Annotated in this window: 14 protein-coding genes; 8 read left to right on the top strand and 6 right to left on the bottom strand. The window is 69.4% G+C overall.

The window, feature by feature from the left end; translation table 11 throughout:
- Window positions 1-6: 6 nt before the first annotated feature.
- From JRI60_RS39580 to JRI60_RS39590, 3 genes are all read right to left on the bottom strand, one after another.
- Window positions 7-2,760: an Ig-like domain-containing protein gene (locus JRI60_RS39580; RefSeq protein ID WP_204221195.1), complete on the bottom strand. Its 2,754-nt coding sequence runs from the start codon at window positions 2,758-2,760 to the stop codon at window positions 7-9.
- A 446-nt stretch (window positions 2,761-3,206) separates the two neighbouring features.
- The gene (locus JRI60_RS39585; protein ID WP_204221196.1) at window positions 3,207-4,391 is read right to left on the bottom strand and encodes a hypothetical protein; all 1,185 of its coding nucleotides are present in this window, start codon (window positions 4,389-4,391) and stop codon (window positions 3,207-3,209) included.
- Window positions 4,392-4,419: 28 nt separating this feature from the next.
- A complete protein-coding gene (locus JRI60_RS39590; protein WP_204221197.1) occupies window positions 4,420-5,082 on the bottom strand; it encodes an RNA polymerase sigma factor in 663 nt (220 codons plus the stop codon).
- 353 nt (window positions 5,083-5,435) lie between these two features.
- Here JRI60_RS39590 and JRI60_RS39595 point away from each other — a divergent pair, with 353 nt between their 5' ends.
- The 5 genes from JRI60_RS39595 to JRI60_RS39615 all read left to right on the top strand — a co-directional run bounded on the left by JRI60_RS39595 (window position 5,436) and on the right by JRI60_RS39615 (window position 13,526).
- A complete protein-coding gene (locus JRI60_RS39595) occupies window positions 5,436-8,003 on the top strand; it encodes an ATP-binding protein (RefSeq protein ID WP_204221198.1) in 2,568 nt (855 codons plus the stop codon).
- A gap of 151 nt (window positions 8,004-8,154) precedes the next feature.
- Window positions 8,155-8,859, top strand: a complete 705-nt coding sequence (locus JRI60_RS39600; protein WP_204221199.1) for a metallophosphoesterase — start codon at window positions 8,155-8,157, stop codon at window positions 8,857-8,859.
- 76 nt (window positions 8,860-8,935) lie between these two features.
- Window positions 8,936-10,861, top strand: coding sequence for a hypothetical protein (locus JRI60_RS39605; protein WP_204221200.1), 1,926 nt, complete (start codon window positions 8,936-8,938; stop codon window positions 10,859-10,861).
- Window positions 10,862-10,958: 97 nt separating this feature from the next.
- Window positions 10,959-12,662 carry a serine/threonine protein kinase gene (locus JRI60_RS39610; protein WP_204221201.1) on the top strand — a complete coding sequence of 568 codons (1,704 nt, stop codon included), beginning with the start codon at window positions 10,959-10,961 and terminating at the stop codon, window positions 12,660-12,662.
- 42 nt (window positions 12,663-12,704) lie between these two features.
- The gene (locus JRI60_RS39615; RefSeq protein WP_204221202.1) at window positions 12,705-13,526 is read left to right on the top strand and encodes a hypothetical protein; all 822 of its coding nucleotides are present in this window, start codon (window positions 12,705-12,707) and stop codon (window positions 13,524-13,526) included.
- A gap of 29 nt (window positions 13,527-13,555) precedes the next feature.
- Here the strand turns inward: JRI60_RS39615 and JRI60_RS39620 are convergent, their stop codons facing one another.
- The 3 genes from JRI60_RS39620 to JRI60_RS39630 are packed head-to-tail and all read right to left on the bottom strand — an operon-like array spanning window position 13,556 to window position 17,813.
- On the bottom strand, window positions 13,556-15,073 hold the full coding sequence (locus JRI60_RS39620; RefSeq protein ID WP_239470002.1) for a sensor histidine kinase: 1,518 nt from the start codon (window positions 15,071-15,073) through the stop codon (window positions 13,556-13,558).
- The gene (locus JRI60_RS39625) at window positions 15,070-15,525 is read right to left on the bottom strand and encodes a response regulator (RefSeq protein WP_204221204.1); all 456 of its coding nucleotides are present in this window, start codon (window positions 15,523-15,525) and stop codon (window positions 15,070-15,072) included. Before JRI60_RS39625 ends, JRI60_RS39620 begins: the two co-directional genes overlap by 4 nt.
- The gene (locus JRI60_RS39630) at window positions 15,522-17,813 is read right to left on the bottom strand and encodes an ATP-binding protein (RefSeq protein ID WP_204221205.1); all 2,292 of its coding nucleotides are present in this window, start codon (window positions 17,811-17,813) and stop codon (window positions 15,522-15,524) included. The genes JRI60_RS39625 and JRI60_RS39630 overlap by 4 nt, the downstream gene beginning before the upstream one ends.
- A 260-nt stretch (window positions 17,814-18,073) precedes the next feature.
- Here JRI60_RS39630 and JRI60_RS39635 point away from each other — a divergent pair, with 260 nt between their 5' ends.
- From JRI60_RS39635 to JRI60_RS39645, 3 genes are all read left to right on the top strand, one after another.
- On the top strand, window positions 18,074-21,049 hold the full coding sequence (locus JRI60_RS39635; protein ID WP_204221206.1) for an ATP-binding protein: 2,976 nt from the start codon (window positions 18,074-18,076) through the stop codon (window positions 21,047-21,049).
- Between the two features lie 61 nt (window positions 21,050-21,110).
- Window positions 21,111-22,886 carry a vWA domain-containing protein gene (locus tag JRI60_RS39640; RefSeq protein ID WP_204221207.1) on the top strand — a complete coding sequence of 592 codons (1,776 nt, stop codon included), beginning with the start codon at window positions 21,111-21,113 and terminating at the stop codon, window positions 22,884-22,886.
- Between the two features lie 16 nt (window positions 22,887-22,902).
- Window positions 22,903-23,892 carry a hypothetical protein gene (locus tag JRI60_RS39645; protein ID WP_204221208.1) on the top strand — a complete coding sequence of 330 codons (990 nt, stop codon included), beginning with the start codon at window positions 22,903-22,905 and terminating at the stop codon, window positions 23,890-23,892.

The following is a 23,892-nucleotide window of genomic DNA, read 5'->3' on the forward strand; positions in this document are numbered from 1 at the left end:
GCGCGCTCAGGGCGCTTCCTTCGTCTCGAGGATGTTGAACTCCACGCGGCGGTTCTTGTCGCGGCCCGCGGCCGTCGCGTTGGTGCTCACCGGCTTCGTCTCGCCGTAGCCCACCGCCTCGAGCCGCTCGGGCGCGATGCCATCCTGCTCGACGAGGTGCTTGCGCACGCTGTTGGCGCGACGCTGGGAGAGATCCTGGTTGAAGGCATCCGCGCCCTGGCTGTCGGTGTGGCCCTCCACTCGCACCTTGGAGACATGCGGGTTGGCACGCAGCACCTGCGCCACCTGCTTCAGCAGAGAGAAGGAGCGCTCGAGGATCACGTCCTTGTTCGTGGCGAAGTAGACCTTCTCCAGGATGACGATCCGCTCCCGCTCGAGGCGTACCTTCTCCTTGCCCTGATCCGGGCAGCCATCCTCGTCCTGGACACCGTTGATGGTCTCCGGCTCGGCCGGGCACTTGTCGGCCGCGTCCGCGACACCGTCATGGTCGTTGTCCGGATCCGGGCAGCCGTCCGCGTCCTCGAAGCCGTCCTTGTCCTCGGCCACCTGAGGGCAGCGATCCTGGTCGTCCGTCAGGCCATCCCCATCCGAGTCCACGGGCGGCGGGGGAGGCAGCTCGTCTGGACAGCCGTCCGTATCCTCGAAGCCGTTCGAGCTCTCCGCGACGTCGGGGCAACGGTCGTTGACGTCGAGGATGCCATCCTGGTCGGTGTCCGGATTCGGGGGCGGCGGAGGCTCGGTGCGCACGGGCTCGACATGCCGGGCCTCGGTCCAGGCGATTCCCGCGAACAGCCGGAAGGCCGGCGTGCCATAGCCACGGGTGATACCGGGGCCACCGCCCAGGTGCGCCGCCAGCGAGTCCGTGAAGTGGTACCGCAGGGCGGCGAGCAGCTCGAGCGGGCTCTCCTCGACCTGGGTCTCCTTCAGCCCGAGCGCGCCCGCCAGGGTGGCCTCGGCGGAGATCCGGTGCGAACCGAGCTGGAAGGGCAGCTCCGCCCCCAGGCCGTAGGCGAGCTCGTTGCCCGCGTTCAGGTTGTAGAACCGCGCACCGGGCTGGAGGTTGACCCCCACGTTGGCGAGCACGCGCGGGCCTCCGTCCCTGCCCCACTCACCGAGCAGTCGAGGAAACACGGCGACGCCATCGCGGCCGAGGAAGTCCCTGCCGCCCGAGGTGGGCAGGAGCACCGGCACGGCGATACCCAGGCGCAGCCCGCTGTCGGTGGAGAGCAGGCGCGCCTTGGGTACCAGGCGCAGATCTCCCACGCCGGTGACATTCAAGCCCCCGGGGAGGAGGGGGGACACGGACGCGGCGGAACCGGAGCCCTGGGAGGTGATGGGCAGCGCCACGCCGAGCTCGAACCGGTCGAAGAGGGCGACGGAGCCCATCAGGTCGAAGGTGAACTGGTCCCTGACGATCTCGTAGACGAAGTCCCCGGTGCGGGGCTTGAGGAAGTTGAGCGGATCCTTCGCGTAGTTGAAGGAGAGGCCCAGGTTCCAGTCGAGGTGCTGCCCGACCTGGGCGCCGTGAACGCCCAGCACATCGCGCGAGCCCGGGCCCGGCTTGAACTGCTGCACGTCGATGGCCTGGGAGGCGGACTGGGCGTGCGCAGGCGCCGAGACGAGCACGGTGGCAAACAGGCCCAGGAGCCCCCACCCCGCCCTCGAACCGCGGAGCGCCTGGCGACGGCGCAGCAGCGGCAAGGAGAGCAACGACAGCAGCGGCAGCAACGTGCTCGTGCCGGTGGAGGAGCAGCCACGGCCCACGACGGACAGATCGTCCGAGTAGTCGTACGGCTTGCCACCCGCGTTGACCTCCTCGCCATCCAGGGAGCCACCGTGATCGGTGTCGGGATCATTCGGGTCCGACTCCGTGTCCCCGAGGCGGCCGTCATGGTTGGCGTCCTCCCTGCCATCCTCGAGGCCATCACCATCCGAGTCCGCGTTGAGCGGATCGGTGGTGGTGGACGGGTCGGTGTCCGGAGTGAAGAGCGACGGGTCGGTGCCAGTACCCTCGGCCTGTGTCAGGCCCCGCTCCAGGCCATCACTCAGCCCATCACCGTCCGTGTCGGGATCATTCGGGTCGGTGCCGAGCTCGACCTCGTTCGTATCCTCGAGGCCATCACCATCGGAGTCCACCGCGCCCACCGTCACGGTGACGTTGACGATCGTAGTGTCGCTGCTGCCATCGGACAGGGTGTACGTGAACGTCACCGACCCAATGAAACCGGACGCGGGCGTGAACCTCACGCCATCGCCATTGGGCGTCACCTCCACCGTCCCGCCCGTGGTGGGCTGCGTCACCGCCTCGACGAAGAGCGACTCATCGGTGTCCGGCGCGATCGAATCGTTGGCCAGCACGTCCAGCGTGGCGGCACTGCTTTCCTCCTTCAACGGGAACGTGTCGTCCACGCCCGTCGGAGGATCATTCACCGGCATCACCATCACCCACACCGAGGCCGTGGCCGTGCCCTCGTAGCCGTCGGACACCGTGTACGAGAACTTCACGATCCCGTTGAAGTTGGACTCCGGGGTAAAGGTCACCAGGCCGTTGGACAGCTTCACCGTGCCGCCCTCGTCAGGCTGGGACACCTCCGTCACCCTCAGCAGCACACCCGCCTCCGGCTGAGGGGTGTCGTTGGCCAGCACGTCCACCACGCTCGAGGCGCTGTCCTCATCCACCGCCACCTCGTCGTCCATCAAGGCCAGTGGGTTGTTGTCCGCGAGCACCCCGGCGATAGAGGTACCCCTCGTGGGTGCCACCTCCGGAATGCTCCCGGAGGATGGCGCCGCCGAGCACGCGGCGAGAATCCCCACGAGCAGGCCAGCCAGGGCGCTGGAGCGGAGAGGACTTTCGGAACGAATGGAGAGCTTCGGACTTCGGGAATGGCTCATGGATGGATCGCAGCCGGCTCTCACGGTCAGGAACGAACGGCGACCGTGGTGCGCGGCAGCTCCCGCTCTGGGATGGAGGAAGGTTCTGGGTTCGAGGCGGCTGGAATGTCGCGTGGCCTGGGGCTCGCGCGAGAAGACGCCGCTCAGGGCGGCGTCGTGACACGCCGCCATGCTTCGAGATGAACCGAGGCACCGTGCATGCACGCATCACTGCGTGACGTACTGGTAGACCTCGCCCGTCACCGAGAAACCACCTCCGCCGCCGGGCCCTCCTCACGTCGGCGAGCACTGCCGACGCGTCCATCGCGGGTGTTTCAGAAGGTGAAGTCCCGCTCGAAGATCTCGTTGTTGCCCACCCGCACCATCAGGTGGGCGGTGCGACCGCCGCCAGTGCCGAGATCGAACTGGAGACCTTCCGGACCTTGCTGGGGCTTGAGCGAGGGCTTGCCAGGGGCGAGGAACACAGCCGCCGTGACGGGACGCCCCACGAGGGGTTGAACCAGGAGCCGGGCCCGCTGACGCTCTCTGACGAGCACCACGCGGAACTCCCGCCGCTCCTCCAGCACATCACGCTGCTCGGGATGGCGCGCGGCACCTGGCCTGCGCGCTGGCTCCGCCGAGCGCGAAGAGCGGGCGGCGGGGGCGGGCCGCTCCTGCTCCTCCATCGCCTGCTCGATGGCGTCGTCCCCCTCCTCCAACGCCCAGATGGCCTGCGCGCACTCCAGGCAGTCCTCCGTATGGCGATCCACCCAGGCCAGCTCGCTCGCGGACATCATCCCCATGTCGAAGCGCCACAACTCCTCTTCGCTCAGGTGTAGCGGCTGACGCTTGGGGGGAGCTTCGACGGACGCGGTGCTCGACAGGTCCGCGCGGCACGCCGGGCAACTGTCCAGATGGGGACTCGGCCGCTCGGGTTTGTTGCCCAGGGCGGCCATGAAGTCGTCGCACTCGGCCCGGTCGCTGAACCACCAGGCCCGCGCCCGCTCGGCGGCATCGAGCATGTCGCGCTCGGCTCTGCGCTGCGGGTTGAGGGGGATGAACCAGCGGGCCTTCGGACGCAGTGCGGTGTCCAGACGTCCCAGGCCCTCGCGAAACGAATTCAACCGCCGTGCTGTCTCTGCCTCGAGCGGACCATGAAGTGATTCCCACTGCGTTATCGCGCGGAGGGCTGATTCGGCCCTGTCTCGCGCGGAGAGACCTTCCACGGAGGAGGTGCGCCACAACTCCGCCTCTTCTCCTCCGTCCCCGAGCGCCACCTCGGCGGCCTCCTCCGCGGCGCGAAGGAGCGCGGGTTGCAGCGTCTCGGGCTTCTGCGCCCGGAGCCAGGCGTCGATGTCATCGCGAGAGAGGCCCCGAAGGGCCCGCTCGACACCCTCTCCTCCCAACCGCTCGCCGCGCCGGAGGATGTCCCCAATCAGCACGAGCGAGTCATTCCTGGGAGCGCCACCCCGAGCGAGCTGCTCACGCCGGGCCTGATAACGAGAGAGTGTGTCATTCATCGCGTACCCTCCTCCGGGTACAAAGGGCTCACTCCCTCCCGCCCTCCTTCTGGAGGTCGAGCAGATAGAGCCGCAGGTAGGCCTGTGCACGGCTGACGCGCTTGTACGAGTTGACCACGCTGATGTTGAGGCGTCGGGCGCATTCCTCGTGGTCCTCTACGTCCTGGTGGTGGTACAGGTCCCACGCACCCGCTTCCTTGGGATGCTCTTGCTGGAGACGCTCGAAGGCGCGCCAGTAGACTTCCTGGGCCTCGGTGCGCTCCTCGCGCCGGCGCGACACTTCCACCGCGCGGGCCACCTCGGAAGGTGGCTCCTCCATGACGTCATCGGGGTCCGCCGAGGCCGGAGCGAGGTCCTCGCGCTGGCGCCGGTAGAAGTCGATGGCCACGTGCTTGACGATGCGCAGGAAGAACGTCTTGGGAGACGCGCTCCGCCCGGGCATCTGCTCGGAGACACCGCGGAACTGGTCCAGGCCGCGGTCGAGGAACTTGCCGACCGCGTCCTGGTAGAGCTCATCGGCATCCGCCGGGGAGCCGCGGCCGTAGCTGGCCTGGATCTTGGAGATGACGTAACGGGCCGGACGGGCCCAGCGCTCGCAGAGCGCGCCGAGCGGAGCCCCGACGGCCTCGCCCGCGGCGCGGCGCTGGAGCACCTCAGCGAAAAGTTCGTCGTCCGTGAGTTCGTTGAACACCGGAAGGACCTCGGAGCACCGCCAGGAGGCACGAGCCCCCCGCCTGGGCAGGGTGGGGTTCGGTGAAACGGCGGGTCAAGGTAGCACGACGGCATCCGAAGACAGCCTCCCGAAGACACGGTCCCGGGTGTCCGACAGCAGGCACACGGGGGGTGTCCAGAAGGCAGGGACGGAACCCACCCTGGCTTCCTGACAACGATTTTCCGGTCCATTTTCGACCCGTTTTCCCGGTTCCGGGCCCTCGGGCGTCCCCCCACCCCGACAGGGGTACGAGCGGCCTGGACGACCTGACGGGCCCCATCGGTTGGCGTATTGTCACCCCTTGGAAACTCCCAGGGGGAGGAGGACAGGGAATGTGGGGATCCCACCCGGACGTCGAGGCCCCACCCGCTCGGCAGCACGAGGCACGACCCGAGGGCGGGGGGACCCGGCCCGGGGAGGTCGCGGACGCCCGCCTCCTGGTGATGGGAGAGCCTCACTCCGACCTGGCGGGTGTGAAGGCCATGCTGGCCCCCCTGGGTCAGCCCGTACACGAGACCGTCGACTGGAACGGGGAGCTCGAGGCCCTGCTCGACATGGAGCTCGCCTGCATCCTCGTGGACGCGCGCCAGGGCTGGTCCGTGGGCGTCGAGACGGCCCTGCGCCTGCGCGACCAGGAGAGGACCCGGCACATCCCCCTCCTCCTGCTCGCGACGAGCGCCTGTGACCGGGCGGACCTGCTGCGCTGCTGTGGGCTGAGCACGGTGGACTGCCTGCTGGAACCCATCCACCCGGAGTTCCTGCGCGCCAAGGTGGGGATGTTCATCGAGCTCCACCGCCGGGAGCGCACGCTGCGGGCGGCGCTCGACCGGGCCGAGCGCGCCGAGGCGGTGGCACGCGAGAGCGAGCGCATGCTGCGCACCCTGCTGGGAAATCTGCCGGGCATGGCCTACCGCTGCCACGACACGCCCGGCTACCCCTTCTCCTATGCGAGCCCGGGTGCGCTGGAGCTCACCGGCTACGGCCCCGAGGACTTCACCAGCCATCGCGTGTCCAGGGAGGAGCTCATCCACCCCGACGACCTCCGGAGGGTGCGCGAAGGCATCCAGATGGCGCTCGACGCGCGCACGCCCATCACCCTCACCTACCGGATCCGCACGCGCACCGGCAAGGAGCGCTGGGTATGGGAGCGGGGGGTGGCCATCCATGAGGAACCCCAGGCCGAGCTCCCGATCCTGGAGGGCTTCATCACCGACATCACCCCGCTGCACCGCGCCGAGCAGGAGCGGGAGGAGCTGCTGATCCAGGCGAGGGCGGAACACGGCCGCATGGAGACCATCATCCAGCAACTGCCGTGCGCGGTACACATCGCCGAGGCGCCCACGGGGCGGACCCTGGCCGTCAATGCCCGGGCCGAGCAGCTCCTCGGACACCCGATGATCGAGGTGCGCTGCCTCCAGGACTTCGCCCGTTACCGGGCCATCCACGCGGACGGAAGCCGGTACACGGCGGAGGAGTACCCCATCGCGCGGGTGCTGCTCACCGGGAAGGCCCAGCCGGAGGAGGAGGTGCTCTATGATCGGCCCGACGGCTCCGTGCGGGTCTTCCTCATCAGCGCCGGGCCCATCCTGGACAGACAGGGGCAACTGCAGGCGGTGGTGGCCAGCTTCATCGACATCACCGGACTCAGGCGTGCCGAGCGGCGCCAGGCCTTCCTCGCCTCGGTGAGCGAGACGCTGGCCAGCTCGCTCGACTACGAGGCCACGCTGGCCCACGTGGTGCAGCGGGCCGTGCCCGTCCTCGGGGACTGCTGCACGCTGGACATGCTCGAGCCGGATGGCTCCATCCGCCGGCTGGCGGTGGCCCATGTGGACCCGGGCCGGGCGGAGCTCGCCTGGGAGCTGGCCCGGAGCTACCCCATCCGCCTCGATTCGAACGGCGGGTCGGGCGCCGTCATCCGCACCGGGAAGACACAGCTGACGGCCGAAATCCCCGACCACGCCCTCGCCCGGTTCGCGCGCGACGCCCGGCACCTGGAGCTGCTGCGAGGGCTCAGGGCCACCTCCGCGCTGGTCGTCCCCCTGCACGCCCGCGGCCGCACGTTCGGAGCGCTCTCCCTCGGCTACGGTGGCCCGGGCCACCGCTATGGTCCCGAGGAGCAACTGCTGGCCGAGGAGCTGGCGCGCCGCGCCGCGCTCGCGGTGGACAACGCGCGCCTCTACCGTGAGGCCCAGCTCGCGGTGCAGCTGCGCGACGAGTTCCTCTCGGTGGCCTCGCACGAGCTGAAGACGCCCCTCACGCCCCTGCACCTCAAGCTCTCCGCCCTGTCGCGCGAGCTCCCGCGCTGCTGTGTAGGGGACACCCGCTCGCAGGGCCTGCAGCGCCACGTGGACGTGGCCAGACGCCAGGTGCACAAGATGTCCACGCTCATCAACTCGCTGCTCGACGTCAGCCGCCTGTCGCAGGGGAAGCTGAAGCTGGAGCCGGAGGACACGGACCTGGGCGAGGTGCTGGCCGAGGTGGCGGCCTGGTTCGTGCCCGAGGCGGCCCGGGTGGGCTCGGAGCTGCGGGTGGAGGGAGAGACGCGGGTGCCCGGCTGTTGGGACAGGCTGCGGCTGGAGCAGGTCGTCACGAATCTCATCTCCAACGCCATCCGCTACGGAGCCGGCCGTCCCATCATCGCCCGGCTGGAGGTGGAGACGGACCTGGCGCGGCTGGTGGTGCGGGACCAGGGCATCGGCATCGCGCCCGAGGCCCAGGAGCGCATCTTCGGCAAGTTCGAGCGGGCCGTGTCGGACCGGCACTCCGGCGGCCTGGGACTGGGGCTCTACATCACCCGGAGCATCGTGGAGGCGATGGGCGGAAGCATCCGCGTGGAGAGCCGCCTGGGCGAGGGCTCCACCTTCACCGTCGAGCTGCCCCGCTGTCAGGAAGGCCGGTGAGCGCGCGTCCTTGTGCGCGAATCCCATTTCAGGCACCCGGCCGGAGAGGCCCTACAAGCTCGCGGTGGTTCGACGCCACCGCACTGACCTCGAAAATCAGCCAGACCGGCTTCTCCACTCGGGCGCCCACTCCTTTCGAGGAAGCATCACCATGTCTCGCACCATCGTCATCGGAGACCTCCACGGCTGTTACGACGAGGCCCTGGAGCTGCTCGACCGGGTGGGAGCCACCGCGAGCGACCGGATCATCTTCACGGGTGACCTGGTCGACCGGGGTCCCAAGCGCCGCGAATGCGTCGAGCTCGCCATGCGGCACGAGTCCATCCTCGGCAACCACGAGGAGAAGCACCTGCAGCAGCGCCGCCGCAAGGACGCCGACCTCCTTCCGGATCACCTGGAGACCCGGCAGGCACTCGGCCCCGAGCACCTGGAGTACTTCGCCACCCTGCCCCACTTCATCCGCCTGCCCGAGTACAACGCCGTCGTCGTCCACGCGGGCGTCCTGCCCGGCAAGACGATCGAGGCGCAGGATCCCTACCACCTGCTGCACGCCCAGTGCGTGAGGCCGCCGGATCGCAAGAGCTTCTGGCCCTCGAAGGCCCCGGCCGACCACCGCTTCTGGACGCACCACTGGAAGGGCCCCGAGCGCGTCATCTTCGGACACACCGTCTTCGACCGGCCGCTCGTCACCGAGCACGCGGTGGGCATCGACACCGGGTGCGTCTACGGCCGCTCGCTCACCGCGGTGGTGCTCCCCTCGTGGGAGCTCGTCTCGGTGCCCGCGCGGCTGACGTACCGGGGCGGCAAGGACGTGACCCTGATCCCCATCCACGGCGACGTGAACGTGTTCTCCTGAACCCTTTCCAGCGCCGGTGGCCCCCCAGGACACCGCGCGCTATGGTCCCGCCCCGGACCCTCGACAGGGAATCGGAGTGACAACGAACACGCGTGCGTGGCGCTGGGGACCTTTGCTGGCCGTGACCGTGGGGGCGCTCTCGTCCCTCCACTGCATCGAGCTGCCCACGAAGTCCTTCTCCTGCTCGACGGACGAGGACTGCGAGGGGCTGAAGGGTCCTGCTGGAGAGTCGTTCGTCTGTGTGAACGGAGGCTGGTGCGCCTCGCCCGAGCAGTCGGATGCCGGTGTCCCATCGGACGCGGGGACGGACGGCGGCATCTGCCCGCAGAGCTCGACGCCCGCCTCCTGCTCCACCTCCAACTGGTGTTGGGACAACCCGCTCTCCGAGGGCCGCACGCTGATCACCGTCCGAGGCAGATCCGCGACGGACGTCTGGGCGGTGGGGGACAGGGGGGTGGCCCTGCACTGGGATGGCAACTGCTGGGCCCGCATGCCGCCCGGCAACACCCAGCCCCTGCGCGCCGCCTGGCCCGCCGCGGGGAAGACGTGGTGGTTCGCCGGAAACGGCGGCACCCTGTTCAAGTGGGATGGCTCGACCTGGGCGTCCCAGACCCTCGCCGAGCAGTTGATCATCCATGACATCGAGGGGACCTCGGACACGTCCGCCGTCGCTGTGGGGCAGTCCGGCTCCATCTACACCTTCAATGGTCAGCAGTGGAGCGCCCAGTCCTGGGACGCCGGCAGCGCCCCGCCGGATCTGCTGGCCGTGTGGCCCGTCTCGAACACCGAGGCCTGGGCGGTGGGCAGGGGCGGCACCCTCGCGCGTGGAGTGGATGGGCGCTGGTCCATCGTCAGCAGGTCCGGGCCCGGGTCCGTGGACCTGATGGCCATCGCCGCCGGAGCGGATGCCGGTACGGCCCATGCCGTGGGCAGGGGAGTCCTCGTCACCTATTCCAACTCGACGTGGTCGCCGTCCAGCTACGCGACGTCCTCCACCCCCCTCAATGGCGTGTGGACCAGCGGCGGCGTCACGCGGATCGTCGGGCCCGCGTCGAACATCCATGTCCTGGGCAGGTCCGCCACCGAGCCGAGTGGCACGCCCCAGGTGCTCAACTCCATCTGGGGCAACAACGAGGCGCTCTGGGCGGTCGGGGTCTCGGGCACCATCGTGCGGCGGGGGACGACCCAGTGGTCGGAGGTCCCCGGCGGCGTGACGCGCGCCCTCAACGGCTTCTGGGGCACCGATGAGCTCAACCTCTGGGCGGCCGGAGACAACGACCTGCTCATGCGCCGCGAGAACAACCTCTGGTCGCCCGTGACGCCTCCGGAGCAGGGCACCTTCAGGGCCATCTGGGGAAGCGGGGAGCTGCTGGTGGTGGCCACGAGCGGAGGCAAGCTCCACGCGTTCAAGAACGGCCAGTGGGCCCAGGAGGCTGGCGGCAACACCAGCGTCAATGCCCTCTGGGGAACGGGGTCTTCACCGGTGTGGGCGGTGGGCGACAATGGACTCGTCTGGCGCCGCAATGCCGATGGCACCTGGACCGACGAGGGGAAGCTCGGCACCGATCGGATGAACGCCGTCTGGGGCTCCTCCCCCACCGATGTCTGGGCGGTGGGTAATGGCGGAGTCATCCTCCACCGGGACTCGGCGGGATGGAGCAGGCAGAAGCTGGCCACGGCGACGGATCTCTTCGGCGTGTGGGGCTCGAGTCCGAGTGACGTGTGGGCGGTGGGCAACGGCGGGGCCATCTACCACTACGATGGCAGGGCGTGGACGACCACCCCCACCCAGGTGGGGAGCCAGATCTTCCGCGCCATCGCCGGACGGAGCGGCGACAGCGTGTGGGCCGTGGGTGACAATGGCGCCATCGCGTTCTGGAATGGGAGCGGTTGGACGGCCCAGGTGAGCGGAGTCGACGAGAGCCTGCGCGCGGTGTGGGTGACCCCGGGCACCGTCTGGGTGGGTGGCACCAATGGGACGGTGCTCCGACTGAAACCGTGACAACGCAGTACTGGGGCTGACCACCGGGCGAGCAGGGGAGCCCTCATGTTGCCGCCGCCAGGGGGCGGGTTCTCTGATAAGGTCCCCGCCTGTTTCGATGGCCCAGCCTCCCTTCATAGCGTGTCCCACCTGTGGACTGCGCGTCGCCCAGGGCACCGAGAAGTGCCCTCAAGACGGCACGATGCTCGGTGACGACCCCTCCGCCGGGAAGACGCGGCTGACGCCGGCCCAGCCGAGCCCCGCCGTCGCGATGCCCGCCCAGACCCAACCGGCCATGGGCGTCGGGGCCTTCAGGGCCAACCCCGGCTCGCAGAGCGGCATCCCGAGCGTCGCCGATCCACTGCTCGGGACGCAGCTGGGTGAGTACGTCATCCAGGAGCAGATCGGCATCGGCGGCATGGGCATCGTCTACCGGGGCGAGCAGCCGTTGATCGGCAAGAAGGTGGCCATCAAGGTCCTGCGGCCCGACGTGGGCGATCAATCCATGTACGTGGAGCGGTTGCTCGTCGAGGCCCGCGCGGTCAACGCCATCCGCCACCGGGGCATCATCGACATCTTCAGCTTCGGCAAGATGCCGGATGGCCGCCAGTACTTCGTCATGGAGTACCTGGAGGGCACCGCGCTCGACACCTGGCTCGACATCCGCGGCCCCCTCTCCGTGCACGAGGCGATCCGGCTGTCCGACGAAATCCTGGACGCGCTCACCGCCGCGCACGAGGCCGGCGTCATCCACCGCGACCTCAAGCCCAACAACATCTTCCTGGCGCGGCAGCCCGGCGGCGGCCACTACGTGAAGGTGCTGGACTTCGGCCTGGCCAAGCAGCTTTCCAACAACCCGGGGCTCTCGCAGCAGACCCTGCACGGGTTGATCATCGGGACGCCGGAGTACATGGCGCCCGAGCAGGTGCGCGGCGATCCGGTGAGCCCCAAGACGGACCTCTACGCGTTCGGCATCATCCTCTTCCAGTTGCTGACCGGGCAGCGCCCCTTCACGGCCAAGGCGCCCATGGAGTACCTGGTCCACCACCTGGAGCACACGCCGCCCTCGCCGCTCGAGCTGAAGCCGGAGCTGCCCCCCGCGCTCGCCAGGCTCGTGCTGCGGCTGCTGGAGAAGGCGCCGGCCGCGCGCCCCTCGGCAGAGGAGGTGCGTGCCAGTCTCCAGGAGATCCTCGACGGCCTGCCTCTTCCGGAAGGCACGCGCCCCTCGCGGGAGATGCGAAGCATCATGGTGGCCAGCCCGGAAGTCCGGCCAGCCTCCCCCCGGCAGGAGAAGCCGGAAGTGAGCGCCGCCCCGAGTGTCACGCCGCCGCGGTTCCCCGCCCGCCTGGTGGCGGGAGTGGCCGCCGGGTTGCTCCTGCTCACCGCTGGCGTGGCGGTGCTGCTGCGGAGTCCGGCTCCGAAGCCCGTGGCCACGCCCCTGGCCGCCCCCGTGACCGAGGCCCCGGCGAAGCCCACCCCGGCGAAGCCCGCCACCGAGCTCGTCGCCAACCCCAGCCCCGCCATTCCCCCTCCCGTGGTGGAGAACACCCCGCCGAGCCCACCTCCCACTCTCGTGGAGACCCCTTCCCGCGCGAGCGGCCCGTCCAAGGTGAACACCGAGCGCAAGCCGTACCTGCTCACGCGCATCGCGCGCCTGGAGCGGAAGCTGCTCAAGAGCTCGCTGTCCGCGGACGAACAGGAGAACGCGCGCAGCCTGCTGAAGAAGGCACGCGCCCGGGCGGAGCGCGCCTCGACCGCCGACGAGCGCAAGGAGGTAATGCTCAACCTCGACATCTGGGAGCGCCAGTACCTGAGGAACTGACATCCTCGCCCCCGGGACGGACGTGTGCCACCATGGGGCCACATGTTTCCCCTGGTGTTGGCGTTGCTCGTCGCGCAGACCCCCGCCCTGGCGGACGAGATCGAGGCGAAAGGGCTGGTGGTGATGGTCTCTCGCTACGAGGGACTCACGCCCATCGAGGCCGTCACCCTGGCGGATCGGCTCTCGAAGGCCCTGCAGAACGCGAACGTGCCGGTGGCGATGGACGCACTCGAGGTGACCTCCCAGCTCGGTGAGCAGCGTTCCCCGGCATCCTGCCAGGGCAAGCCCGAGTGCTTCGCGAAGCTGGGACGCGAGCTCGGGGTGGCGGCGGTGGTGATCATCGACTCGAGCAAGGTCTTCGATGACCTGCCCATGCGCATCGTCCTGCTGGACACGCAGGAGGGCCAGACCGTCTTCAAGCGCAGCTACACCGCGTCCGCCCTGCGGCCCGCGGAGCTGGACCTGGCCTTCCAGAGCGCCAGCCAGGAGATCAAGAAGACCCTCACGGGAACGGACTCCCTGTCAGCCGACGCTCCCAGGGCGCCAAACCTGTCCCCCACGGCCCAGGCCCCCGGCCTGACCGGACTCGGCCTGCCCAGGCCCACGCCCGTGAACATCACCCGGATAGGCGCCGGGGTGGCCGGAGCCGCGGCCGTCACCTTCCTGGTGCTGGGGTTGTCCCAGGCCGCGCGGCTCCAGAGCGAACGGTCACCGGGCGTGTCCTCCTGGACCTACGACCAGGCGAGGACGATCCGGGAGAAGGCAAATACCCGGCTCACCATCTCGGGCATCTTGGCTGGAGTCTCGGGCGCGCTGCTCGTCACGAGCTTCGTGCTGCCCTCGGAGCCGGAGCCGGCGAAGTAGGTCGCGTACGGGGGAGCCGGAGGGGCCCGTCAGTTGCGAAGTCTCGTGTGCTCAGGGGGCTTGCGCGGCAGCCGGACGCCGAAGGTGGTGCCATCGGACGCCGTGGATCGCACATCGATGGTGCCGCCGTGCGCCCGGACGATGTGGTCCACGATGAAGAGCCCGAGACCGATGCTGCGGCCCGCGGAGTCCGCCTGGCTCGTCCCCCGCCGCATGGGCTCGAAGAGGTGTGAGAGGACGGCGAGCGGAATGGGAAGCCCCTGATTGTGGACCTCCAGCACCACGCTCTCGCCATCTCCAAGCGTCCGCACCAGGACCGGGGTCTCCGGCGGGCTGTACTTCAAGGCGTTGGTGATCAGGTTGGTGAGGATCTGCGCCACCCGGTCCGAGTCCCACTCCCCCTGACCATCACCGGTCGCCTCGATGCGCACCTCGCGCTCGGGGAAGGACATCCGGGTCTCCTCCACCACGCTCCGGGTGAGGTGGTGCAGCTCCATGGGCATCCGATAGAGGGAGATGCCGCCCCCCAGCCGGGCCTTCGTGAAGTCGAGCAGATCCCGGACCATGCGGCTGGCACGCTCGGCCGAGGACTGGATGCGCACGAGCGTCTTGAGGGCGCGCTCGGCCAGGTCCTCGCGGCGCAGCAGGCTCGCGACCCCCAGGGAGATGGCCGTGATGGGGTTGCGCAGATCATGGCTGACGATGCCGATGAGCTGCTGCTCGAAGTCGGTGCGCCGCCGCTCCTCGGCCCGGGCGAGCTCCTCGCTCCGCTTCTTCTCACTGATGTCCCGGTAGAAGACGGCGATGCCTCCGTCCCGCGTGGGGTAGACGCTGACGTCCACCCAGAGATCCCGGGGCGGGTAGTACTCCTCGAAATGCACCGGCACCCGCTCGCGCATGGCCCGGTGGTATTCGATCCAGAACTTGCTGCTCGGCTCCGCGGCCGCGGGCCAGACCTCCCAGAAGTTGCGATCCAGGATCTGGGTGCGAGGCCTTCCGGAGAGGCGCTCCTGGCTGCTGTTGACGAAGAGGACACGGAAGTCCTTGTCGAGCACGACCAGGGCATCTCCGTGGTTCAGCACCTCCAGGACGAGCTGGAGCCGCTCCTCCGCGAGCCCGGCCCGCGTGCGCTGCTCGGTGAAGCGCTTGCGGATGTCCTCCTTCTCCACCGCGTTGCGGACCGCGCGGAACAGGCTCTCGGGCGTCACCTCCGACTTCACCAGGTAATCGGACACCCCGCTCATGAGTGCCTCGACCGCGATCCGCTCGTTCCCTCGCCCGGTCACCATCACCACGGGCGGCCGGAGGTACCCCTCCTCGGCCCGCAACCGGCGCAGGAAGTCCAGGCCACTAAGGCCTGGCAGCTCGTAGTCCAGGAGGACGCAATCCACCTGCTCGCGTGCGCAGAGCTCGAAGGCCTTGTCGACGTCATCCTCTTCCAGGAAGCGGAAGGTGTACTCACCGGTCTGCTCCAGGTACGTGCGGAACACGTGCCGATCCTCTGGACTGTCCTCCAGGAGGAGCAACGTCACGACACGAGCACTCATCTCCGGCTGCCCTCCCCTTCAGGGAGAACGATGTAGTCCAGCCAGAAGTCCTTGAAGAGTCGGATCATTCTCTCGAACCTCGGCAGGTCCACGGGCTTGAGGAGGTAACCACTCGCACCGTGCGCATATGCGCTCTGTACGTCCTTTGGATTGCCCGAGGTGGAGAACACTAAGACGGGGATGCTTTTGAGACGCGGGTCATTCTTGACGTGCTCGAGCACCTGCCTGCCGTCCAAGCCAGCGAGGTTCAGGTCCAGGAGGATGAGACCCGGCCAGGGCGCTTTCTCCGGATCCGCGTAGCGGCCGGTCTGGTGGAGGAACTCGAGCGCCTCTTCGCCCTCGGTGCAGCGGTAGAGGGGATTGGGGATGGACTCGCTCTGGAAGGTCATCTGGAGCATGTCGAAGTCCTCGTCATTGTCCTCCACCACGAGGATGGGCGGAGCGCGGTTCACTTTCCGCCCTCCGTGGAGACGGGTGCTCCCTGCTCGCTGCCGAGGGTGAAGAAGAAGGTGGTGCCCACGCCCGGCTGGGACTCCAGCCAGATGCGGCCGTTGTGCCGCTCGATGAGGCGCTTGACGATGGTCAGCCCCGTGCCGGTGCCACCGCCGAACTTGTCGCGTCCGTGCAGGCGCTTGAAGATGCGGAAGACGGTGTCGTGGTACTCGGGCTTGATGCCGATCCCATTGTCACGCACGTAGTAGGCGGTGCCCCTGTCGGACGTGCTCATGGAGCCGATCTCCACCCACTTCTTGTCCTTGTCGTTGTACTTGATGGCGTTGGTGAGGAGGTTGGTGAAGACCTCGGCCATCCGCACGCGATCGCACCGCGCGGGCGGCAGGGGCGTGGGGACGCGGACCTCCACCTGGGCCTCGTCGATGCGCGGCTTCATCAGCTCCAGCACCGACGCGAGGACCTCGTTGAGGTCCGTCTCCCGGAGGGAGAGCTCGGTGCGGCCCACCTGCGAGTAGTGCAGCAGCGAGTTGATGAGGCTCTCCATCCGCTGCGTGAGCCGCACCACCGTGTCCATGCGCTTCTGGTTGGTGGGATTGAGGCCCTGCCCCTCCTCCCGCAGGACCAGACTGGTGTAGTTGTGGATGCCCCGGAGCGGCTCCTTGAGATCATGGCCGGCGGCGTGGGCGAAGGAGTCCAGCTCCACGTTGCTGCGCTCCAGCTCCGTGTTGAGCTTGAGCAGCTCCTCGCTGCGCTGCAGGACGATGTCGATGATGTTCCTGCGCAGCTCCTCCGCCGCCTCCACCTCGTAGTCCTTCCAGGGCAGGGACTTGCCGCGCACCGTCTCCTTCCAGAGGGCGAAGGACTTGCGCGGGTGGAGCCGCAGCTGGTCGTCCCGCATGTCCACCGGCTTGTTCGGATTGCCGCCCCACTCCACCGTCTGCACCACCTCCGGGCGGAACCACAGGACGTAGTTGTGCCGGCCCCGGGACATGGGCGCGGCGATGAGGCCGGCCGCGACGTCCTTGAACTCCTCGGCCTCGGGGTACACCCGCGAGAGGCACGTGGTGGCGAACACCTCCCGCTGCTCCGGCCTCTCACCCAGCCAGCGGATGAGGCCCTGGAGCTGCTCGTCCGAGGGGGCGGTGCCGACGATGGTCGTCTTGCCGTTGAAGTAGACGGCCGCGCCACTGGCGCCCGTCAGGTCGAGCAGCTCGGGCGGCGGGTGGCAGAGCCCCTCGGCGAAGTCGAGGTTGCGCGTCATGCGCTCCAGCAGCCGGGCCTGGACGGCTCTGGCCCGGAGGCGCTGGTCGTAGTTCTCCTGGTCCTCCTTGGTGGAAAGGAACGAGGACATGAACTCGCCGACGAACTCGCACGCCGTGCGCACCTCGTAGGGGACGTACTTGGGGCCGGACACGTGCGTGCAGGAGATGAGGCCCCAGAGGCGCCCCTGCTCGAGGAGCGAGATGCTCATCGAGGCATACGCCCCCATGTTGTGCAGGTACTCGAGGTGGATGGGTGACACGCTGCGCAGCACGCAGAAGGACATGTCGAGCGGTCCGAGCGCCGCCTCCTCCGGCAGCCCGAGCATGCGCGCGGGGACGTAGTCGACGGTCGGGATGATGCGCAGCCAGTTGAGCGTGTAGAGCTCGCGGGCCTGGCGGGGAATGTCCGAGGCGGGGAAGTGCAGGCCCATGTACGGATCGGCCTTCTCCACCCGGTCCTCGGCGAGCACCTGGCCGTTCCAGTCCGTGTCGAAGCGGTAGATGATGACGCGGTCGAAGCCGGTGAGCCGGCGCACCTCCCGGACGGCCTCCTCGCACAGGGCGCGCAGATCCCTGGCATCGCGCAGGCGCGACATGGAGCCGCGCGCCTGGTGGTAGAAGCCGAAGAAGGGCGGCGCCTCCTGTTCGGTCGCGGGCTCGAGCTCGAGGATGAGCCGGCCCGTGTGCCGGTGCGCGATGCCATTGAAGAAGCGCTCCTGGCCATGGGCCTGGAGGGACAGCTTGAGCGGATTGTTGTCCGCGAGCCGCTCCGACAGGAGGCTGGCGCGAACGCTGGCGGCCTGGGACTCCGGTAGGAGCGCCTCGAGCGCGGTCTCCAGCAGGGCCTGGGCGGGGAGTCCGAGCAGGGCCTGGGCGTTCTCGCTGACCTGACGGATCGTCAGCGCGGGCTCCTGGAGCACCAGCAGCACCCCATGGGGCTGGATGCCCCCCGGAATGTGGATGGGATCCTTGTCACAGTTGGTCAGATCCACTCCCTGACCAGGCCCGGCTGCATCCGTCCTCATCAACTCGTCCTCCACACGAGAGCCTCATGCCACCCGTCTGGCCGGGCCGCCGTCCCCTTAGACCAGAGTGGTGCCCCCCTGCCCCCCCAGCTTACGCCTGGACAGCCGCCTGCTGGCCGAATGTTCAACTCCGAGCACCGGTTGGAGGCTCGGGTGGGGAGTGAAGAAGGTCATGCCCATTCTCGTCCGCCCCCCTGTTATGGGACCCAGCGGAGACAGGCCCGATGGAGCCTCGAACCCGGGCGTATACCTTGCGACAAATGTTCATCGGTCTCAGTGAGATGCACGCGCGCACCCGCGAGCACGACTGGGCCTCCACCCCCGTTGGTCCGGTGGAGACCTGGCCCCAGAGTCTCAAGGCGCTCGTCCGCACACTGCTCTCGTCGAGCTACCCCATGGTGCTGACCTGGGGTCCGTCCTTCACCCAGTTCTACAACGATGCCTACTCGAAGCTGATAGGCGACGGCCACCCGGCGGCGCTCGGCCTGGACATCCGGATCACCCTCGCCGCGTCGTGGGACACGCTCGGCCCGATGATCCACCAGGTGATGACCACCGGCGTGGCGAACTGGACACCCGCCCTGATGCTCCTCATGGAGCGCTCCGGGTACCGCGAGGAGGCCTACTTCAGCGTCTCCCACGCCCCCGCCGAGGACGACGAGGGGCGGATCGTCGGCATGCTCGCCGTCTGCAGCGAGGTGACCCAGCAGTTGCTGGGTGAGCGGCGGACGCGGCTGCTGCGGGACCTGGCCTCCCGGGCGGCGGAGACCCGGAGCGTCGAGAAGACCTGCCGCGATGTCGCCGCCGCCATCTCCGGACATCCCCTGGACGTGCCCTTCGCGCTCATCTACCTGCGCGGCCCGGATGGCAGGACGTTCACACGCCACGGGACCATCGGGCTGGAGGAGGAGAACCCCTCGAGCCCGGCCACGGTGGATGTGGAGAAGGAGGGCGACGGCATCTGGTGCCTGAGGAGCGCGGCGGCTGGCGAGACGATCCTGCTGGGGGATGTCGAGCGCCGGGTCACGCTGACGGGAGGCCCGTGGAAGGACCCGGTCCACTCGGCGCTGGTGATGCCCATCGCCTCCTCGGGGCAGACAGCCCCGCTCGGCGTGCTGGTGGTGGGGCTGAGCCCCAACCGCGCGCTCGACGAGGGGTACCGCTCCTTCTGCGAGCTGCTGGCGGGACAGGTGTCGGTGGCGCTGCGCAACTCCCGGGCCTACGAGGAGGAGCGCCAGCGCGCCGAGGCCCTGGCGGAGCTCGATCGCGCCAAGACGACCTTCTTCAGCAACATCAGCCATGAGTTCCGCACGCCGCTGACGCTGATGCTGGGGCCCGTGGAGCATCTGCTCGCGGGGAACGCGGGACCGATGCCGGAGGCCGCCCGATCCGAGCTCGAGGTGCTCCACCGCAACGCGGGGCGGTTGTTGCGGCTCGTCAACACGCTGCTCGACTTCTCCCGCCTGGAGGCCGGGCGGCTCGAGGCCCACTACGCCCCCCTGGAGCTCTCCGCGCTGACGGCGGATCTCGCGAGCAGCTTCCGCTCGACGGTGGAACGGGCGGGCCTGGAGCTCACCGTGGACTGTCCGCCGCTGTCGCGGCCCGTCTACCTGGATCGGGACTCGTGGGAGAAGGTCGTCCTCAACCTCATCTCCAACGCCTTCAAGTTCACCTTCGAGGGGGAGATCTCCGTCCGCACCCGGGAGCGCAACGGGCGCGCCGTGCTCGAGGTGAAGGACACCGGGACGGGCATCGCCGCCTCGGAGCTGCCGCGCATCTTCGAGCGTTTCCACCGCGTGAAGGACACCCGCTCCCGGACCCATGAGGGCACGGGCATCGGGCTGTCGCTGGTGCAGGAGCTGGTGGAGCTGCACGGAGGCACCGTGAGCGTGGACAGCACCGAGGGCCAGGGGACGACCTTCACCATCGAGCTCCCCTTCGACTCCGTGCACCTGCCACCCGAGCGCATCCGCGCCCCCGACACCCTGAGGGCCACCACGACCGGAGCGGCCCCCTACATCCAGGAGGCCTCGCGCTGGTCCAACGAGGAGGTTCCCGGGCCACGCGCGCCTCGTCCGGACAACGCCCCGGTGACGGGAAGCCCCCCCCGCGGCCGCGTGCTGCTCGCGGACGACAACGCGGACATGCGGGACTACATCCGCCGGGTGCTGTCCTCCGAGTTCGAGGTGGAGGCGGTGGCGGACGGGCAGGCCGCCCTGGAGTCGGCGCTGGCCCATCCTCCGGACCTCGTCCTGTCGGACGTGATGATGCCGCGACTGGATGGCGTGGGGCTGCTGCGCGCGCTCCGGGCCGCCCCGCATACGAAGGATCTGCCCATCCTCCTGTTGTCCGCTCGCGCGGGCGAGGAGGCCACCCTCGAGGGACTCGCCTCCGGAGCGGATGACTACCTCATCAAACCCTTCTCGGCCCGCGAGCTGCTCGCCCGGGTGAGGACGCGCTTCGAGCTGATGCGCATGCGCCAGGAGGTGGCCCGGGAGCGGGCGCGGGTGGAGCACCTCATGGAGGCGGTGCGCGCGCGCGACGACTTCCTCACCGTCGCCTCGCACGAGCTGAAGACCCCGCTCACCTCGTTCCAGCTCAACCTCAACGCCATCGAGCGTGGGTTGAGCCATCTGTCCCAGCACAGCGTCGGCGAGCGGCTGGACGTGGCGCGCCGCTCCGTCCGGCGGCTGGCGAGGCTCATCGAGACGCTGCTGGACGTGTCGCAGCTCACGACGGGCCGCCTGCAACTGGAGCCCGAGCGGGTGGACCTGGCGTCGCTCGTCGGCGAGGTGGTGGCGGACAGCCAGGACGAGGCCCGGCGCCAGGGGACCTCTCTGAACGTGCACATCGAGTCTCCCCTGACGGGGTGCTTCGACCGGGACCGCATGGAGCAGGCGGTGCACCACCTGGTGTCCAATGCCCTGAAGTTCGGCCAGGGGCGGCCGGTGGAGGTCTCCCTGCGGTCGAACGGCAACGGCGCGGTGCTGACGGTCGTGGACCATGGCATCGGCATCCCCCCGGCGGACCGGGCGCGCATCTTCGAGCGCTTCGAGCGGGCCGTGTCCGTGAGGAACTTCGGAGGCCTGGGGCTGGGCCTCTGGGTGACCCGGCAGGTGGTGGAGGCCCACCAGGGGGCCATCCACGTCGAGGACACCCCGGGCGGTGGCGCGACCTTCCACGTCCAGCTGCCGCGCCATGGCCGTGGAGAGGGGCCGGGTACACCTCCGAATTGAGGCGGCCCGTCAGGAAGAGCGGGCCGCCGCGTCCCTCCGGGCAGAACTTCTGGAGGGGCACATGACCACCCACAACCCGACCACCCCCACGCTCCCCGAGGCCCAGCAGGGCCCGGCGGAGAAGCTCCTGGACCTGGTGCTCGGAGGCTCCGCGCACCTGTGGCACAACCGGCCCGGCCTGGATGTGAACGGCGTCTGGCATCCGGCCCAGGGCGCGAGCGCGGACCTCGTGCGCCGCGGCACCCCGGTCCAGCCCGGCCTCTTCGTCCCCGCGACGGTGAAGCTCTACCGCCAGCTGCTGGACATCTACCGGCTCAACACGGACCTGATGGCGCACTTCGCGTCCTACGCGCTCACGCAGACGGACTGGCGTGATCTCAAGGTGGCCACGTGCGCGCTGATGCTCGTGCAGAGCCACTCCGGACAGCCCGTCCGCGACGACGACGGCACCATCGCGTTCCACGACGACGACTTCCGCGCCATCGGCGAGGCCATGGTCCTCCACTACGAGCGCAAGTCCACGCGCATGCTCACGCCCAAGGCGGTGCTGCGGGTGGCCGAGCTGCTCGAGACTCCGGAGATCGCCCGCCTCAACCGCGAGGCCGGCTTCGGCGACCCCGCGTCGCGCAAGCCGCCCCTCGGCCGGTGGAAGAGCGTGGCGACGCGCTGGCTGCGCGTGCGTGAGCAGAACCTGCCCATGCTCCAGGGCCTGGTGAAGGCCGGCTACAAGGAGACGCTGAAGAGGATCGCCCGCAAGGCCGGCTACAAGCCGCTGACGCAGGCCTTCTTCGAGGTGCTCGGCTGGAAGCAGAAGCAGGCGGACGCGGGCCACCGCGAGGTGGGCCTGGAGGGACTCACCCTCCTCAAGCGGGAGCGCTTCGACGGGCTCTCTGAGGCGGAGATCTGCGAGTGGATCGAGCTGGAGCGCCTCTCCTACAAGGAGGTGGTGGGCCGGCTGCCCAAGGACGTGGGCCTGACGCCGGCCATCATGGCGGCGCTGCTGCCCTCGCTGTCGGACCGTGACTTGCGCATGCTGACGCCCACGCTCGAGGAGCTGGGGTTGCTGTCGGACCCCACCATCCGCGCGCGCTGGGAGAAGGCGGTGCAGGCGGCGACCGACCAGCGGGCGCTCCACATCGTGAAGAACGTCCGCAGCCAGGAGCTGAAGGCGAAGCTGGAGGAGGCGAGCGACAACGCGGCGAAGGCGGCGGTGGAGGAGGCGACGGCGGAGACGGACGTGCGGGTGATGTTCCTCATCGACAAGTCCGGCTCCATGGAGGGTGCCATCGAGCAGTCCAAGGAGGCGCTGTCGCGCATCCTCGCGGGCTTCCCGCTGGACAAGCTGCACATCGCGACGTTCGACACGATGGGGACGGTGCTCAAGCCCAAGGCGGCGAGCCGGACGGCGGTGCAGCACATGCTGCAGGGCATCAAGGCGTCGGGGGGTACCGCGCACGCGGCCGGTGTGCAGGCGCTGCACCGGGCGGGAGTGCGGGTACCGGAGGAGGCGAAGCTCATCGTCATCGTCGTGGGTGACGAGGCCGGTGAGTCGGGTGACCAGCTGGCCAAGGCCTTCCGCGAGTGCGGCTACGGCGTGGCCGCGCTGGCGATGCTGGTGAGTGTGGCCAGCAACGCCAACCGGGGCAGCACCGTGCGCACGTGCGCGGGACAGCTCCAGGTGCCGTTCAGTGAGGTGTCGGTGGACCAGTTCGATGACCCGTACCAGGTCCCCCGGGTGCTCAAGGCGCTGTTGGACGCGCCGAAGGCGGCCGGGCCCAGCCGCCAGTCCGGCTGGGTGGAGCGGGTGATGCGCACGCCGCTGTTGAAGGTGGCGTGAGAGAGGAGTGGGTGTCGTGGACTACCGGAAGTTCCTCGGGAAGGTGGAGTCGGAGGTGCTGCCCTACTTCGGCGGTGCCACCGTCGACGCGGCCTCGCGGCGCCTCCGCGTGTCCACGCCGCCCGCTCCGGGCTGGTGGCGCTTCGACGTGCAGGGGCGCACCGCCACCGCGCGGGAGCCGGCCGAGCCTCGAGGGCTCGACGGGCTCCCGCTCGTCCGTGGCCATCTGTGGGGCTCCAGGCTGGTGCGCGAGGGCGCGGTGGCCGAGCAGGTGCAGTTGCTCCCGGAGGAGGAGCCGCCGCGCTTCTCGCCCGTGCGTACGCGGCGCTGGCATGACGGGACGCTCGTCTTCGAGGAGCTCGAATTCGAGGGCGAGGCCGAGGGCACCACGCGCCTCGTGCTGGAGGAGGGCCGGACGCTCGCGGAGGTGAAGGCCGTACCGGCCTCGCTGCGGGCGGCATTCGGCTACGCGGTGTTGGAGAGCGCCTCGCATGCGCTCGGCATCCGCTTCTCCCCCGTCGAGGTGCGTGGACAGGTGCTGACGGTGGCCGAGGGAGGCCCGCCCGCGGCCGAGGCCTGTTTGCGGAGGCTGGCAGCCGGACGCGAGGCCCAGGTGCGGGTAATGGAGGCACGGCTGCGGGCCCTGGAGGACCAGCGGCGGCGGGAGGAGGAGGCTCTCCGGCTGCGGGCGGAGCTGTCGCGGCTGCGGAGCCACCCACGCCACCTGGAGCGACAGGCGCAGGGCATGTCTCGGGTGGAGCGATCGCTGGAGTCAGCGGGGGCGCGGCTGCTGAGCACGAGGCGCCTGGGCAACGAGCGGCTCGAGGTGACGTTCGGCTTCATGGGCGAGCGCTTCATCAGCATCGTGGAGGCGGACACGCTGCAGGTGGTGGACGCGGGCATCTGCCTGGCGGGGTCGGATCGCCAGGTGACGCTGGAGAGCCTGCCCTCGGTCATCCGAGAGGCCATCGAGGACGACGTGCTGGTCATCACCCGGCACGCGTGA

The sequence above is a fragment of the Archangium violaceum genome (assembly GCF_016887565.1).
Lineage (GTDB): Bacteria > Myxococcota > Myxococcia > Myxococcales > Myxococcaceae > Archangium > Archangium violaceum_B.

Bases quoted from the DNA above. Each gene is read 5' to 3' on its own strand.
- JRI60_RS39620 (WP_239470002.1), bottom strand. From the start codon at position 15,073: ATGAGTGCTCGTGTCGTGACGTTGCTCCTCCTGGAGGACAGTCCAGAG.
- JRI60_RS39635 (WP_204221206.1), top strand. From the start codon at position 18,074: ATGTTCATCGGTCTCAGTGAGATGCACGCGCGCACCCGCGAGCACGAC.
- JRI60_RS39615 (WP_204221202.1), top strand. From the start codon at position 12,705: ATGTTTCCCCTGGTGTTGGCGTTGCTCGTCGCGCAGACCCCCGCCCTG.
- JRI60_RS39610 (WP_204221201.1), top strand. From the start codon at position 10,959: ATGGCCCAGCCTCCCTTCATAGCGTGTCCCACCTGTGGACTGCGCGTC.
- JRI60_RS39600 (WP_204221199.1), top strand. From the start codon at position 8,155: ATGTCTCGCACCATCGTCATCGGAGACCTCCACGGCTGTTACGACGAG.
- JRI60_RS39595 (WP_204221198.1), top strand. From the start codon at position 5,436: ATGTGGGGATCCCACCCGGACGTCGAGGCCCCACCCGCTCGGCAGCAC.
- JRI60_RS39630 (WP_204221205.1), bottom strand. From the start codon at position 17,813: ATGAGGACGGATGCAGCCGGGCCTGGTCAGGGAGTGGATCTGACCAAC.
- JRI60_RS39585 (WP_204221196.1), bottom strand. From the start codon at position 4,391: ATGAATGACACACTCTCTCGTTATCAGGCCCGGCGTGAGCAGCTCGCT.
- JRI60_RS39640 (WP_204221207.1), top strand. From the start codon at position 21,111: ATGACCACCCACAACCCGACCACCCCCACGCTCCCCGAGGCCCAGCAG.